Genomic DNA, 13,558 nt, shown 5'->3' on the forward strand with positions numbered 1-13,558 from the left:
AATAAGGAGAGGAGGGTTTAGGTGTTTCAGCGGTTCAGGAACGCCAGCAGGTCTTCATTCAACTGCTGCGCATGGGTCACGGCAAACCCGTGGGGGGCATCCTTGTAGACTTTCAACTCGGCACCCTTGATCGAGGCAGCGGCCACTTTGCCGGTTGTCTCGAACGGTACTATCTGATCGCCATCGCCGTGGATCACCAGGGTCGGCACGTCGATCTTGGTCATGTCCGGGCGGAAGTCGGTTTCGGAGAATACGGTGACGCAGTCGACGGTCGATTTGAGGGACGCCAGCAACGCTACCTGCAAGGTTTGGGTCAGCACACCCTCTGAGACAACCTGGCCTTTGTTGGTGCCATAGAACGGTGCGTTGAAATCACTGATGAATTGCGCACGGTCCTTCAGCAGCCCGGCCTTGATGCCGGCGAACACTTCAGCCGGGACGCCTTGCGGGTAGTCCGGTTTCTGACCAAACAGCGGCGTCACCGCGCCCAGCAACACCAGGCCGGCCACGCGCGCGCTGCCATGGCGTGCGATGTAGCGCGCCACGTCGCCGCCACCCATGGAGAAGCCCACCAGGGTCACGTCCTTGAGGTCCAGGTGCTCGATCAACTGGGCGATATCGTCGGCGAAGGTGTCGTAGTCGTTGCCGGTCCACGGCTGGTCTGACCGGCCAAAACCACGGCGGTCGAATGCGATGGTGCGAAAGCCGCGGCTGCTCAGGTATTCCATCTGGTATTCCCACATGTCGGCATCCAGCGGCCAGCCATGGCTGAACAACACGGGCTTACCGCTGCCCCAGTCCTTGAAGTAGATCTGGGTACCGTCTTTGGCAACGAATGTGCTCATGGAAAACTCCTTGGGTCAGGTGAAAAAAGCGTAGCTTCACTATTTGGGCTAAGGCGTATACAGGGCTTGTACGGGTGTGCTGGGTTGGCTCTACCAGCTGAATTTAAGCTCGACGCCCAGGTAGTTGCTGTCATCGCCGCCAGCACCGCGCAGGGTCTGACCTACATCGTAATGGACGGCTTCGACGGCGCCAGTGAGGTTGGGGCTGAACACATAATCGGTGCGCAGTTGCGCATAGGCGCCGGTCCAGCGATCACCTCTGCCAGCGGTGCCGGCGACCGGCAGATTGGGCTGGGTGTACACTGCGTCGCTGATGGTTTGACGCCAGAGCAGGCCGATCGCGGTTTGCACGCTGAGCTTGTCGATCGGTTTGACTGTGATTGACGGTTTGACGTGAATCAGGTTGCTGTAGCCGGTGTAGCCCGCCAGAGAAAAGTAGTAACCGTTGGGGAACAGCGGATTGAACGTACCGACGGTGCCATCCCCGGTTTTACGATCGCCGGAGGCGATGTCCAGTTGCAGGCCCACGCGCGGTTTCCAGGCCAGGCTGTCGAAGGTGTAGCCGGTGCGGCTTCCCCCAGCCCAGGCGCGGATGTCCTTGTTGCCCACCGAGCCGCTTTGCAGCATCGCTTCGATGTCCCAGTCAAAACCCATGGCCGCGCCGCCCAGGCGTGCGTCGATCAAGTGTCGGGTTTCGTCACCGTCCGCGTCCAGGTAGTGCGCCGCGCTGCGTTCATACACGCCGTAGTAGGCCGACAGCTCGTTCTTGCCGCCCACCAGCCGTTCCACGCGGACCATATGGAAACGCGCGTCGCTGTTGGATTTGTCGTCGAAGTGCCGACCGTCCTGATACTGCACCGGCTGGCTGGCAATCCCGATGAAGCGCCAATTGGATGTTTCCCAGTCGGCCCACAGCGCATCGAAGGATTGCCGCACATTCGGCCCGTCCCGTGATGAGATGAAACGCTGCAGGTCGAAGGCGAAATCCTGGCGCCCGACACGGGCCTTGAGTGTACCGCTGCTGAAGGTATTCACGTATTCGGCAAAGGCCAGTCGCAGGTCAACCCGGTTCTGGTCGGCGCCGCCAATCGTGGTTTTATCGTAGGCACGCACATCTTCGAGTTGGGTGAATACCCGCCAGTTTTCGTTCAGGTGCAGGTCGGCATGCACCTGAAAACGCTGGATCAGGTAGCGGTCACGTTTCACGTTGCGTACGCCGAAGCCGCTGGCGTCGTTCATTTCGAAACGCTCGCGCAAGGTTGCGCCCAGGGACAGATAGGTCAACGGGTCGGCGCTCGACAACGGGATGTACTTCAAGCTGTCCAGCGGCTGCGTGCGCAGCGCCGGGTCCTGCAGTACCGACCAATCCTCCTGCCAGCGGTTGGCCTTGATGGCCGGACGCGTCGCTTGCTCGTCGGCGTGGACGCTGCCGGCGAGCAGCGGCCACAGCACGGCCAGGCCCCAGCCTGTGCGACGGGTCATTTTACTGCGATGAGTTGATGGATCTCTGCGACGTAGCCGCCTGGGAATTCGACCAACGCACTGCGACGGCCTTTGCTGTCGAACGCGGGCACCAGCACTTTGGCGCCAGAGCCGGTGGCCTTGCCCAGGGTAGCCTTCAGGTCAGCCACTTGATAGCCGGTGGTCTCGTGGCCGAACGGGTAGGGCAGTTGGCCGTTGGTGACCAACACTGCCATGCGCCCGAATGGCGACTCGATGTCGACACGACGATAACTGCCTTTGGCTTGACCGATATCGACGCCAGGCGCGTGTTTGTCATCGACCAGGACTTTACCGTGGGAGAAACCGAGGAACGATTTGATGAACGTATCGGCACGCTCTGCGCTGAGGTACACACGGTTTTCCGGTACGGTCTGGAACGCTGCGTATTCAGGGGTCTTAGTGTGCCAGTAAAGCTGCATGTTGACGCCGCCTGGCCATTGCACCACCGCGTCACGCCCGATCGGGTCGGGGAAGTCGTTGACGATCACCGCCGCGCCGTTTTCCCGGGCGGCCTTGAGGGCGGCGTCCATGTCCTTGACCAGGTAACCGTTGCGCTCTTGGCCAAATGGATGCGGGATCGGCGTGGTGAAACCAAACAACGACACCGTGCCCGCTGGAGTCTGCAGCAATTGCGAGGTGGTGCTGCTTGGCACCGGCAGTACATTCACCACCACTTGGTCTGTGCTTTTGCCGCCGAAGGTGGCCAGGAAACTCTGGGCAAATCGGTCGACCTCCGCCGGTGCCACATAGACGTGGCTGGTGTCGTACTGGGGCGCCACGGCCACCGCGGGTGTTGCCGCAAAGGCACTGCCCATTATCTGCGCGGCCAGCAATGTCAGTGCCAGGGAAACCTTCACTCGTTTACACATGCCCACTCTCCAGCACTTTTAAGCGTGATCGAAAGTCACGATCTTAGGGGCGGGGCTGTGGGGCCGATTGTATGCACGTGCTTGGTTGAGCGTTTCAAGGTCGCTGCGGTTTTACCGAGGTACCGAAGGTATTGCCCATGCGCACACCGGTCGCCGCGGGCGTCGACAGCCCGAGGGTGTTTGGCAGCCTTTTCTCGATGGAAATGTCCTGCGCCTCACGGTTCTTCTTCGCTGCCTTGGCCGCGTTCGTGGCATTGCCCATCTGTTGGCTCAGGCAGCCATAGTCGGGGGCCTTGTAGCCATCCACCGTGACTTCTGGGCAGCCGTCGGCGTGAGCCAGCCAAGGCAAGGCGGCACTCAGCAACAACGCGGAAAGGGTCGGTAAAGATTTCATCAGTGGCCTCCTGGCGAGGCCCAGGAGTGGCCCGTCATGACGTGCAAGTCTAGTGCAGCGGGCTTCTCATCACCGTGATGTTTTTTTTGCTATCACCGTAACATCAGGTTCATAAACTGGCCTCAGGATGACGGTTTTCTAGGGCGCGTCGGCCGTGCAGCGATGCAGAGCAGGGGGTGAACAGGGAGTCTGGAGGCGCGTCATGTGCGCCCTGGTCTTGCTGTTGCTGTTGGCCGGCGGTCGTACGGCGCAGGCAGAGTCACAGCTGCTGTCGCTGAACCTGCCGGCGCAAGACCTGGAACATGCACTGCAAGCCTATAGCCGCGCCACCGGGATGGCGGTGCTGGTGGACCGTGAGTTGACGCGGGGCCGGCGCTCCATCGGGGTACGCGGACGCTTTACGGCGCAAGAAGCACTGGCGATGTTGCTGACAGGGAGTGGCCTGATGGCACGTTATGCACGCAGCGATGCGTTTACCTTGCAGACCCCGCAGGTCAGCCAGCCACCGCCCACAAAGGGGGCGGCGACACGCAGCGCCGCGCGGATCAACAACAGCTACGCGACGGCATTGCAGCAAGCCATCGAGACCAGCCTGTGCCGCTCGCCGCTGACCCGGCCCGGCAGTTTTCGGGCATTGGTGCAGGTGTGGGTCAACCCGGACGGGGTGATTGAACACAGCCGGTTGGTCAGTTCTACCGGCGATGAACAACGCGATGAAGCACTGGTGCGCAGCCTGAGCGCAGCCCGGGTCCAACGCCCGGCGCCGAGTTCACTGCGCCAACCGGTGACTTTACTTCTGATGCCTGACACAACAGGAACACGCATGGAATGCACAGCAGCGAAAGGAACCTGGGGCGGATGAAAAATACCGGGCACAGTACGATGGTCAGCTTGTTCCTGGCCTCCTACGAAGACTTCAAGGTGCGTTTGCGCAAGCGCCTGGGCTCGGAAGACCTGGCCAACGACGTGCTGCACGAAACCTACCTGCGGGTCGACCGCATGGACGTGCCGCCCAACCTGCAACAGCCCAACGCCTACCTGTACCGCATGGCCCTGAACATCGCCGCTGACCGCCGCCAGGCCGATGCGCGCCTGCTCACCGGCAGCGAAGTGGAAGAACTGCTGCAAAGCGCCGACGAAGCCCAGGACCCGTCGCGGGTGGTGGGCGGCCAGAAAGAGATCCAATCCTTGGTCAAGGCGCTTTACGAACTGCCGGCACGCCGCCGCAAAATCCTCATCGCCGCGCGCCTGGAAGAGGCGCCGCACCTTGAGATTTCCCAGCGTTTCGGCATCTCCACGCGCATGGTCGAGAAGGAAATCAAGGCCGCCCTGGGCCACTGTGCCAAGCGCCTCGAAAGAAAAGTGATTCAGCGGTTCGGTCCCGGGGCCGGAAAACCGTCTTAGTGTCGAGTCCCTGATAAATCCGTGAGTACGTGCGCGCTTGAATATTTTCAGCTTCCCCAACGCCCGGCCATCCGCCGCCAGCCCCCTGCACGATGAAGCCCGCGATTGGCTGCTCCTGCTGACCTCGGGCCGCGCCACCGTGACCGATGCCAAGGCGCTCAAGGCCTGGTGCGCGCAGAGCCCGGAGCATGCCCAGGCATTCGAGCAGGCCAAGGTGCTGTGGCAAAACCTCACACCGGCCCTCGACCAGGTGGCGCAACCGCGCAGCTTTGGTCGACGGGCGTTCCTGGGCGGCGCGATTGCCGCTTCGGCCGCGGTGGTGATGGTGCGCGTCGGCGTGCCGGGTGGCTTTGCCGGGCTTACCGCGGACTATCACACTGAAGTCGGTGAGCAGCGCCAGGTGCTGTTAAGCGAGGGGATCAGCTTGGAGCTCAACACCCAGACCCGCATCAGCCGGGTGGGGCAGGGCATTGAACTGCTTGAAGGCGAAGTCGAAGTGCTCGCCCACGTTGCCCAACCGCTCAAGGTCCAGGCCGGCGAGGGTTGGGTGAGCGCGGCGCAGGCGCGGTTCAACGTGCGGCATACCGATCACACCGTGTGTGTCACCTGTATCGAAGGGTCGCTGTCGGTGGACGCTGCCGGCAACAGCATGAGCCTGGGCAGTGGCCGGCAATTGACCTACAGCACTGCCGGTTTCAGTGAGGTGACGACAGTCGACACCCAGGCAGTCGTGGCCTGGCGTGAACAGGTGCTGGTGTTCAACAACGCCACGTTGGCGACGGTGGTGGATGAGATCAACCGGTACCGACCTGGGATGCTTGTATTGCTTAACAAGCAACTGGGACAGCGCCGGGTGCAGGCACGGTTCAGTCTGCAGCAACTGGCGGGCGTGGCGTTGTTGATTCGCGATGCATACGGGGCGAAGTGCACGGAGTTGCCGGGTGGGGTGGTGTTGTTGAGTTAATTCATCGACCCCAACGGCCCCACCACCTGCCGATATTTTTCCACGCCCTGAGGCGTCTGCCGCACCAGACTGATTTCCAGTCCCAGCGGATCCTCCCGACGATTTCCGCTCAATTGTCGCCATCCCTTGTCTGCGTCCCACACTCGCACCTGCAGGTCACTCACACCGGTCAACACCACCACCCCATCCTTGGCCGCCGGCAGCGGGTATCGGTCCCGCGTCGGGGCGGCGGCGCGGTACAACGAGTCGCCCTTGAGCCACCAGCGCACGCGTTGCAGCCCATCCCCGGCCGTCGGAGCGCTGCGGATCACGTCCAGCCTGAAGCCCTTGCTGTCGGAGCTGCGCACGGTCACGGCGGCCAGCCCTTCGGTTTTGGGTGCCTCGTCTTGCGACACATCGGTGGCAACCAGCTCAACACTGGCGCGCAAGCTGATGTCGCGCTGCATCTGGTTCAGTGCCCGCAGCAGCACCTCCGTCTGCTCACTGCTCGCCTGCAAATGCTGATCAGCGCGCGTCACGCTGTCCAGCCCGCGCCAGGCGATCAGACTGACCACCGCCATGAGCATGATCGCCACCATCACTTCGATCAGGGTGAAGCCTTGCTGGGACGTGTTCATGGTTGACTCACTACGCGCATCAAGCCGGCAGCGTCGCGTTGCAGGCTGAGGCTGTGTTGCCCGTCGGACAGCACCACCCGCAGCGGTGGGTTGATCCATTCGGCATTGAGCACCAGGGTTTGCCGGGGTTCGATGTTGATCTGCATGGGCGTGCTTTCCCAGAGGCGCGGCCGCAGTTGGGTGTCGCCCTGGAAAGACTCCACGCTCCTCCCATCATCGCTGCGGCGGTTGAAGCCAAAGCCCTTGGCATCCGCACGCCAGGTGATGGAACGGCCGTCGGCGTGGGCTTCGGCCTGGGCGACTTGCAGCAACTGGCTCAGGCGCTCGGCGTCTTTGCGCAGCAGGTGCAGTGGGTCGGGTTTGATCGTGAGACTGATGGCGGCGCTGGCGATGCCGATGATCACCAGCACCACCATTAGCTCGATCAGGGTGAAACCTTGCTGTTTCATCGCGGGCTTCCTGGAGAACTGGGGAGTCTGTGAAATAAAAGCGTGCGAATTGATCTGTAGGCTGGTGCGACGGACAAACAGGAGGTCCTCCCCATGGCATTTGCCCATCGTTTCACCCTGGCCCACGGCGTGCAGGCGCTGGGTGTGCTGGCCGCCCTGGCGGGCGTGGCGGTATGGACGCCGCTGCTGCTTACCACGGCAGAATCCCACACGCCCCAAGCCACGCCCCAGGCACTCGCGGCGCGCAGCGATAACCCGGCGCTGCAATGGTTTTCCAATGCGCCGACGGCGCTGCAGGTGAAGGTCACGGGTGTGCTGGCGGGCGCCCGTGGTGCGGTGGCGATCCTCAGTCTCAACGACGGACCGCCGCGCAGCTTTCTGTTGGGCGAGCGGCTCAGCCCCGGCGTGCGGTTGACGGCCATCGAAGGCGATGGAGTCGAGATCGAGCGCGGTGGCGAGAAGCTGCGCGTCAACCTCGACAAGTTGCCGGACGGCCCTGCGCTGCCGCTGCTCACTCGGCCATGACCTGGGTGTCCAGCCGCGCCAGGGGTGGCGCTTCGCGGCTGGCGTCGAGCACCTGCAGGTTGACCTGAAACAGGCGGCCATCGGCGTTGATGGTCTGCTCGCAACGCAGTTTCAGGCGGCCCTGATCGCACTCGAAGGTCTTCTTGCCGCTGCGCAAGTGGCCTTCCAGGCGCAGTTCCGCCAGGCGACTCTGCGCCGCCAGCAACGCGATCGATTTATCCCGCAGCAAGCCGTTGCTCTGGGTCATCAGCCCGGCCACGCGCACGGCGGCGGCCATGGCCACGGCGATGATCGCCAGCGCCACCAGCACCTCGATCAGGGTAAAACCTTGCTCCTTGCGACGGCCGTACATGGTGCTCTCAAAGCCGGGAAACAGGCCCGCAGACTAGCGCCGGCAGTTGACCGATTGGCGACCGAAACTCCCGAGGATTTTCAATACGACTGACATGTGTTCTTGCAACACTGCGCCACGAATTGCACTCAAGCCAAGGAATGTCGAGATGGATATCGCGCGCCTAACGTCCCCATTGCCAGGCCCTCGCGGGCAGCGTGGCTTCACCTTGATCGAGATCATGGTGGTGGTGGTCATCCTCGGGATCCTGGCCGCCATGGTGGTGCCCAAGGTGCTGGATCGGCCGGACCAGGCAAGGGCCACGGCGGCCAAGCAGGACATCGGTGGGTTGATGCAGGCGCTGAAACTCTATCGGCTCGACCACGGTACCTACCCGAACATGAACCAAGGTCTGAAAGTGCTGGTGGAGCGCCCGGCGGACGCGAAGAACAGCAACTGGCGCGCCTACCTGGAGCGGTTGCCCAACGACCCGTGGGGCAACCCTTATCACTACCTTAACCCAGGCGCCAACGGTGAGGTCGATGTGTTCTCCCTCGGTGCCGATGGCCAGCCGGATGGCGAGGGTGTGAATGCCGATATCGGCTCCTGGCAGCTGTAAGGCCCCTTATGAAACGGTATTCGCCCCCAGCGGCGAAGCAGCGCGGCATGGCGATTATCAGCGCCTTGCTGATCGCTGCGGTGGTCGCGGTGTTGGCCGGCGCCATGCTCACGCGCCAGACCGTGTTTACCCGCGGCCTGGAAGCCGAGCAGCTGCGCATCCAGGGCCAGTGGCTGTTGCAGGGTGGCCTTGAGCGCAGCCGACAGATGCTCTGGGACGCACGCCAGAAGGACGTGCTGACCCGCCTGGACCAGCCTTGGGCCCGCCCTCAAAGGGGCGACTTTGAGGGCCGGATCGAGGACGAGCAGGGCAAGTTCAACCTGCGCAACCTGGTCAATCGCCAGCAGGTGGATGCCGAGCAGTTACAGAGTTTCGAGCGGCTGTGCCGGCTGATCGGCGTCGATCCGGCCGTGAGTCGGCGCATAAGCCAGCGGGTGATTGCCTCTTATGAACCGCCCGCCAAATACCCGATGCTACGCAGCCTGGATGACCTGAGTGGAATTGAAGGCCTCAACCCCGTCATGTTGCAGCGCATGCAGGCCTACATCAGCGTGTTGCCCGGCCAGACCTGGATCAACGGCAACACCGCCAGCGCCGAAGTGCTCAGCGCGGTGGTGCCGCAGCTCAGCCTGTCCCAGGCCCACGGGCTGGTGGCCGAGCGCGACAGTGGGCAGTGGTTCATCAACCGTGGGGATTTTGTCAATCGCCTGCGGCTGCCCCAAGTGGCGGTGGACACAGTCCAGGTGGGCATCACCAGTGAATGGTTTCGCGTGCAGGGCCAGGCCCGGCGCGAGCAGCGGCGGGTGACGATCGACGCGTTGTTGCATCGCCCGGAAGACCGTCAGCCGCGCGTCATCTGGTCGCGGGTGGGCGTATGAAACGCCTGCGCATCGGCTTGCCGCCCCTGGATCAATTGACCGCTGACAGCAGGGTCAGATTTGCCTGGTTGGAGCGTGGCGCAGTGATTGAAGAGGGGTATGAAAGCCTGACGCAATTGGCTACATCCCGCCAGGCAATCGACTGTTTCCTGCACCCGCGCGACAGCCTGCTCACCAGCCTGGAGCTGCCACCGCTACCCGCCGCGAAAACGGCGGCGGCGGTGGCCTGCGCGGCGCAGGCGCTGATCCTCGGCCCGGTCGAACAGATGCAGGTGGCCCACGGCCCGCGCGAAAACGACGGGCGCGTGCACGTCGCGTGGGTGCCCAAGGCTGGGTTGGCGCGGCTCGCGCAATTGCCAATCAAACTACGCGGTCTGTACCCGGCGCCTTATGCCTTGCCGGTGGGTGCTACTGCGTTGGATGACGGCTATCTGTTGACACGTGACAGCCTGCAACAAGGCGCGGTGCACCCACTCGGCTTGCAGGCGCTGGATGTGCAACTGGTAGGCGCGGCGCAGCGTTGGAGTGGGCCTGTACCCACTTGGGGCTTGCACGGCGGTCTCATCCAGCCTTCGACTGTTGGATGGGGCCGGGCGCTGGCTTGTGTCGCGCTCGCCACCGCCATTTGGACCCTCGGCCTCAACCTGTACGCCGCACGTCAGGTAGAGGACGGCCAACGCCTTAAAGCCTTGATGAGCCAACAGGTGCGTCAAGCGTTTCCTGAGTTGCCAGTGGTGCTCAACCCCCTGCAGCAAGCCCGACAGCAATTGGCCGCCCGCCAGACCGGTGCGGCCGCCGACCCCGGCCAACGCTTTACCAGCCTGCTGCAACTGGCCGGCAGCAACCTGCCATTCATGGTCGGCAGCGTCGACAACCTGAGCTTTGAGCAGGGGCGTCTGCATGTGGCATTGCTCGCCGACAGTCGTAACCCGGCAGCCGAGGGTGAATGGCAGGCGGCGCTGGCCCAGGCCGGGTTTACCGCCAGCCGCGATGAGCATGCCTGGACGATTGCCCCGGCCCAGGCCGCAGAGAAGCCAGGAGCCGGCGATGAATAAAGTACAGCGAGTGCGCAGCCAGGCCCAGGTGTTCTGGAACGGCCTGGCCCTGCGCGAAAAACGCTTGCTCGGTGGTGCCGGGCTGGTGCTGGCGAGCTTGCTGACCTGGCTGGTGCTGGTGCAGCCCGCGCTGAAGAAGATCGATTACTGGCAGGCCGAAACCCCCAAGCTGCGCGCCCAGGCCGCAGCCTTGCAGGTGCTGTTGCAGGATGTCGCCGCGCCCCGTCAGGGTGACGAAGCCACCCTGCGCCAGACCTTGGATGGCGCGGGTCTGCAAGGCCATTACCAGTTGCAGGCGCTGGAACCCACGGGGTGGCGGCTGACCTTCGACAACGCGCCGGCCGATGCCGTGGTGGGTTGGTTGCTGGGCAATACCCGTTCGTTTTCCCTGGAGGTGTCCGAGGCGCGATTGCAGCGCACCCTCGACACCGTCGACAACTCGGCCGGCACTGTGTCCGGGACCGTTCGCATGGATCAGGCGCTTGGCGCTAAGGAAGCTTCATGAAGTGGTCAGTTCCCCCGTTTCGTCTGGTCGCGCCGCTGCTGGTGCTGGCCCTGAGTGCGTGCAGCAGCCAGCAGGCGCCCAAGCCGTTGCTGGTGGACAGCGAGCTCGGCCAACCACTTGCCGAGACGCGTAGCAACGGCGAGACCCTGCAAGATCGTCTGCGCGAACCCGTCCCCAAAGCTCCCGTACAACACCGGGTCACCAACAGCGCACGCGGCCATGCCCCGGCGGTGGTCAAGGCACGCAACCCGTTGGGTGACCAGCCCGTCCAGCTCAACTTCGTCGACGCCGATATCCAGGCGGTGGTACGCGCACTGTCCCGCGCCACCGGCCAGCAATTCCTGGTGGACCCGCGTGTGAAGGGCAACCTCACCCTGGTCAGCGAAGGCCAGGTGCCGGCGCATCAGGCCTACGACATGCTGCTGGCGGCGCTGCGCATGCAGGGCTTCAGCGTGGTTGACGTCGGCGGCGTGGCCCAGGTGGTGCCCGAAGCCGATGCCAAATTGCTCGGTGGGCCGATCTACAGCGCCGGCAGCAGCGGCATGCAGACCCGCACCTTCCGTCTGCAATATGAGAACGCGGTGAACCTGATCCCGGTGCTGCGGCCCATCGTGTCGCCGAACAACCCGATCAACGCCTACCCCGGCAACAACAGCATCGTCATCACCGACTACGCGGAAAACCTGGCGCGGGTGGCGCAGATCATCAACGGCATCGACACGCCCAGCGCTATCGACACCGACGTGGTGATGGTGCAGAACGGCATCGCCGTGGACATCGCCGCCATGGTCTCCGAACTGCTGGAAACCCAGGGCGCCGACCAGACCCAGAGGATCAACGTGATCGGCGACCCGCGCTCCAACTCGATCATCATCCGCTCCGGCAGCCCGGAGCGCACCGAGCTGGCGCGCAACCTGATCTACAAACTCGACAACGCCCAGAGCAACCCCAGCAACATGCACGTGGTGTACCTGCGCAACGCCCAGGCGGGCAAATTGGCGCAATCGCTGCGCGGGTTATTGACCGGCGAAAGCGATTCCGGCGTCAGCGACGACGCGCGTGGCAAGCTCAGCGCCATGGGCGGCAATGGCAAGAACAGCCAAGGCGCGGGCAACGCGCAAAACAGCAGCGGCACACCCACCGGCAGTGGTGTGCAATCCGGTTACGGTCAATCCACGGGTTCAACCGACACTGCCAGTGGTACCTCCAAAGACCAGGACACCGCGTTCAGCGCCGGGGGTGTGACCATCCAGGCCGACGCCACTACCAACACCTTGCTGATCTCTGCACCGGACCCGCTGTACCGCAACCTGCGTGAAGTCATCGACATGCTCGACCAGCGCCGCGCCCAGGTGGTGATCGAAAGCTTGATCGTGGAAGTTGGCGAAGACGATGCCACTGAGTTTGGCGTGCAGTGGCAGGCCGGCAATCTCGGTGGCAAGGGCGGGTTTGGTGGCGTGAATCTCGGCGGCAGCGGCGTAAATGGCAAGCCGGGCAGCCCCACCAGTATCGACGTGTTGCCCAAGGGGCTGAACGTGGGCTTGGTCAACGGTACGGTGGATATTCCCGGTATCGGCAAGGTGCTCGACCTCAAGGTGTTGGCGCGTGCGTTGAAGAGCAAGGGTGGCACCAACGTGTTGTCGACGCCGAACCTGCTGACGCTGGACAACGAAGCGGCGAGCATTTTTGTGGGGCAGACGATTCCGTTTGTCACCGGCAGTTATGTGACTGGCGGCGGGGGCACCAGCAACAACCCGTTCCAGACGGTGCAGCGTGAGGAGGTGGGGTTGAAGCTGAATGTGCGGCCACAGATTTCCGAGGGCGGTACGGTGAAGCTGGATATCTACCAGGAGGTCAGTACGGTGGATACGCGGGCGTCGGTGGAGGCAGGGACGGTGACCAACAAGCGGGCGATCGATACCAGTATTTTGCTGGATGACGGGCAGATCATGGTGCTCGGCGGGTTGCTGCAGGATGGGTATAGCCAGAGTAATGATGCGGTGCCTTGGTTGTCGGATATTCCAGGGTTGGGGGCGTTGTTCAGGAATGAAAAGCGCAGTGTGAACAAGACCAATCTGATGGTGTTTTTGCGGCCTTACATTATTCGGGACAGTGGGGCGGGGCGCAGTATTACGTTGAATCGGTATGAGTTTATGCGGCGGGCGCAAGGGGGGTTGCAGCCGGAGCATAGTTGGGCGATGCCGGATGTGCAGGCGCCGCAGTTGCCTTCGGTGGAGAAGGCGATTCCTGGGGGGCAGCAGCAGGGGCCTCGGGCGGTGATCAGGGCGGTGCCGCAGTGAGCGCCGGGTACATATCCGTTGCTGCGGTAACGGCTACTTATGGTTCCGCTCTTACAGCGGGTCACTTTTGGAAAGGCCCAAAAGTAACCAAAAGGCCTTCGCCCCACCACTCGGCACCTCGCCTTGGCTCGGTGTGCCGTAACGAAGGCTTGAATCCGTGGGCCGCCGCAATGGGCCATCCATGGCCCAGTGCGGCTAACCCGGCGTCCTGCCGGGTTACCCACGGATTCAAGCCTGCGTTCGGCCAGCGTGGTTTTACGGGGCGCCTAAGGTCAAAATCAAAAGCAAGAGCAAAAGCGG

General features: G+C 63.1%; 16 protein-coding genes. 9 read left to right on the forward strand and 7 right to left on the reverse strand.

Going from position 1 to position 13,558, the window contains the following annotated elements:
• Window positions 1–26: 26 nt before the first annotated feature.
• The 4 genes from RB216_RS11085 to RB216_RS11100 all read right to left on the reverse strand — a co-directional run bounded on the left by RB216_RS11085 (window position 27) and on the right by RB216_RS11100 (window position 3,611).
• Window positions 27–845 carry an alpha/beta fold hydrolase gene (locus tag RB216_RS11085; protein ID WP_028619754.1) on the reverse strand — a complete coding sequence of 273 codons (819 nt, stop codon included), beginning with the start codon at window positions 843–845 and terminating at the stop codon, window positions 27–29.
• A gap of 90 nt (window positions 846–935) precedes the next feature.
• Entirely contained in the window at window positions 936–2,327 is a 1,392-nt protein-coding gene (locus RB216_RS11090; RefSeq protein ID WP_028619755.1) for an alginate export family protein, read from the reverse strand.
• Entirely contained in the window at window positions 2,324–3,217 is an 894-nt protein-coding gene (locus RB216_RS11095) for a VOC family protein (protein WP_028619756.1), read from the reverse strand. The genes RB216_RS11090 and RB216_RS11095 overlap by 4 nt, the downstream gene beginning before the upstream one ends.
• A 94-nt stretch (window positions 3,218–3,311) precedes the next feature.
• Window positions 3,312–3,611, reverse strand: coding sequence for a hypothetical protein (locus RB216_RS11100; protein ID WP_122724538.1), 300 nt, complete (start codon window positions 3,609–3,611; stop codon window positions 3,312–3,314).
• 202 nt (window positions 3,612–3,813) lie between these two features.
• On the opposite strand from RB216_RS11100, the gene RB216_RS11105 reads away from it, so the two are divergent.
• Genes RB216_RS11105 through RB216_RS11115 form a run of 3 tightly spaced genes read left to right on the forward strand, consistent with a single transcriptional unit; the run spans window position 3,814 to window position 5,979 of the window.
• Complete coding sequence (locus RB216_RS11105) at window positions 3,814–4,473, forward strand: TonB family protein (RefSeq protein WP_050587947.1); 660 nt, start codon at window positions 3,814–3,816, stop codon at window positions 4,471–4,473.
• Window positions 4,470–5,015 carry an RNA polymerase sigma factor gene (locus RB216_RS11110; RefSeq protein ID WP_016980117.1) on the forward strand — a complete coding sequence of 182 codons (546 nt, stop codon included), beginning with the start codon at window positions 4,470–4,472 and terminating at the stop codon, window positions 5,013–5,015. The genes RB216_RS11105 and RB216_RS11110 overlap by 4 nt, the downstream gene beginning before the upstream one ends.
• A 37-nt stretch (window positions 5,016–5,052) precedes the next feature.
• Window positions 5,053–5,979, forward strand: coding sequence for a FecR family protein (locus tag RB216_RS11115; RefSeq protein ID WP_122724540.1), 927 nt, complete (start codon window positions 5,053–5,055; stop codon window positions 5,977–5,979).
• On the opposite strand, the gene RB216_RS11120 is transcribed toward RB216_RS11115, so the two are convergent.
• Both RB216_RS11120 and gspH read right to left on the reverse strand, forming a co-directional pair.
• A complete protein-coding gene (locus RB216_RS11120; protein ID WP_028619760.1) occupies window positions 5,976–6,596 on the reverse strand; it encodes a type II secretion system protein GspJ in 621 nt (206 codons plus the stop codon). The genes RB216_RS11115 and RB216_RS11120 overlap by 4 nt on opposite strands.
• Window positions 6,593–7,045, reverse strand: a complete 453-nt coding sequence (gene gspH / locus RB216_RS11125; RefSeq protein ID WP_236318349.1) for a type II secretion system minor pseudopilin GspH — start codon at window positions 7,043–7,045, stop codon at window positions 6,593–6,595. Before gspH ends, RB216_RS11120 begins: the two co-directional genes overlap by 4 nt.
• Window positions 7,046–7,138: 93 nt before the next feature.
• On the opposite strand from gspH, the gene RB216_RS11130 reads away from it, so the two are divergent.
• Window positions 7,139–7,570, forward strand: coding sequence for a type II secretion system protein N (locus RB216_RS11130; RefSeq protein WP_028619762.1), 432 nt, complete (start codon window positions 7,139–7,141; stop codon window positions 7,568–7,570).
• Here the strand turns inward: RB216_RS11130 and gspI are convergent.
• Entirely contained in the window at window positions 7,557–7,922 is a 366-nt protein-coding gene (gene gspI / locus RB216_RS11135) for a type II secretion system minor pseudopilin GspI (RefSeq protein ID WP_068933882.1), read from the reverse strand. The genes RB216_RS11130 and gspI overlap by 14 nt on opposite strands.
• Window positions 7,923–8,070: 148 nt before the next feature.
• On the opposite strand from gspI, the gene gspG reads away from it, so the two are divergent.
• The 5 genes from gspG to gspD are packed head-to-tail and all read left to right on the forward strand — an operon-like array spanning window position 8,071 to window position 13,258.
• Window positions 8,071–8,520 (forward strand): type II secretion system major pseudopilin GspG, encoded by a 450-nt coding sequence (gene gspG, locus RB216_RS11140; protein WP_028619764.1) that lies wholly within the window; start codon window positions 8,071–8,073, stop codon window positions 8,518–8,520.
• Window positions 8,521–8,528: 8 nt separating this feature from the next.
• Window positions 8,529–9,398 carry a type II secretion system minor pseudopilin GspK gene (gene gspK / locus RB216_RS11145; RefSeq protein ID WP_308908696.1) on the forward strand — a complete coding sequence of 290 codons (870 nt, stop codon included), beginning with the start codon at window positions 8,529–8,531 and terminating at the stop codon, window positions 9,396–9,398.
• Complete coding sequence (gspL, locus tag RB216_RS11150; RefSeq protein ID WP_308908697.1) at window positions 9,395–10,453, forward strand: type II secretion system protein GspL; 1,059 nt, start codon at window positions 9,395–9,397, stop codon at window positions 10,451–10,453. The genes gspK and gspL overlap by 4 nt, the downstream gene beginning before the upstream one ends.
• Window positions 10,446–10,958, forward strand: a complete 513-nt coding sequence (locus tag RB216_RS11155; protein ID WP_028619767.1) for a type II secretion system protein M — start codon at window positions 10,446–10,448, stop codon at window positions 10,956–10,958. The genes gspL and RB216_RS11155 overlap by 8 nt, the downstream gene beginning before the upstream one ends.
• Window positions 10,955–13,258 carry a type II secretion system secretin GspD gene (gene gspD / locus RB216_RS11160; protein WP_028619768.1) on the forward strand — a complete coding sequence of 768 codons (2,304 nt, stop codon included), beginning with the start codon at window positions 10,955–10,957 and terminating at the stop codon, window positions 13,256–13,258. The genes RB216_RS11155 and gspD overlap by 4 nt, the downstream gene beginning before the upstream one ends.
• The last annotated feature ends 300 nt before the right edge of the window (window positions 13,259–13,558 follow it).

This window comes from Pseudomonas canadensis (assembly GCF_030980095.1).
Classification (GTDB): Bacteria; Pseudomonadota; Gammaproteobacteria; order Pseudomonadales; family Pseudomonadaceae; genus Aquipseudomonas; species Aquipseudomonas canadensis.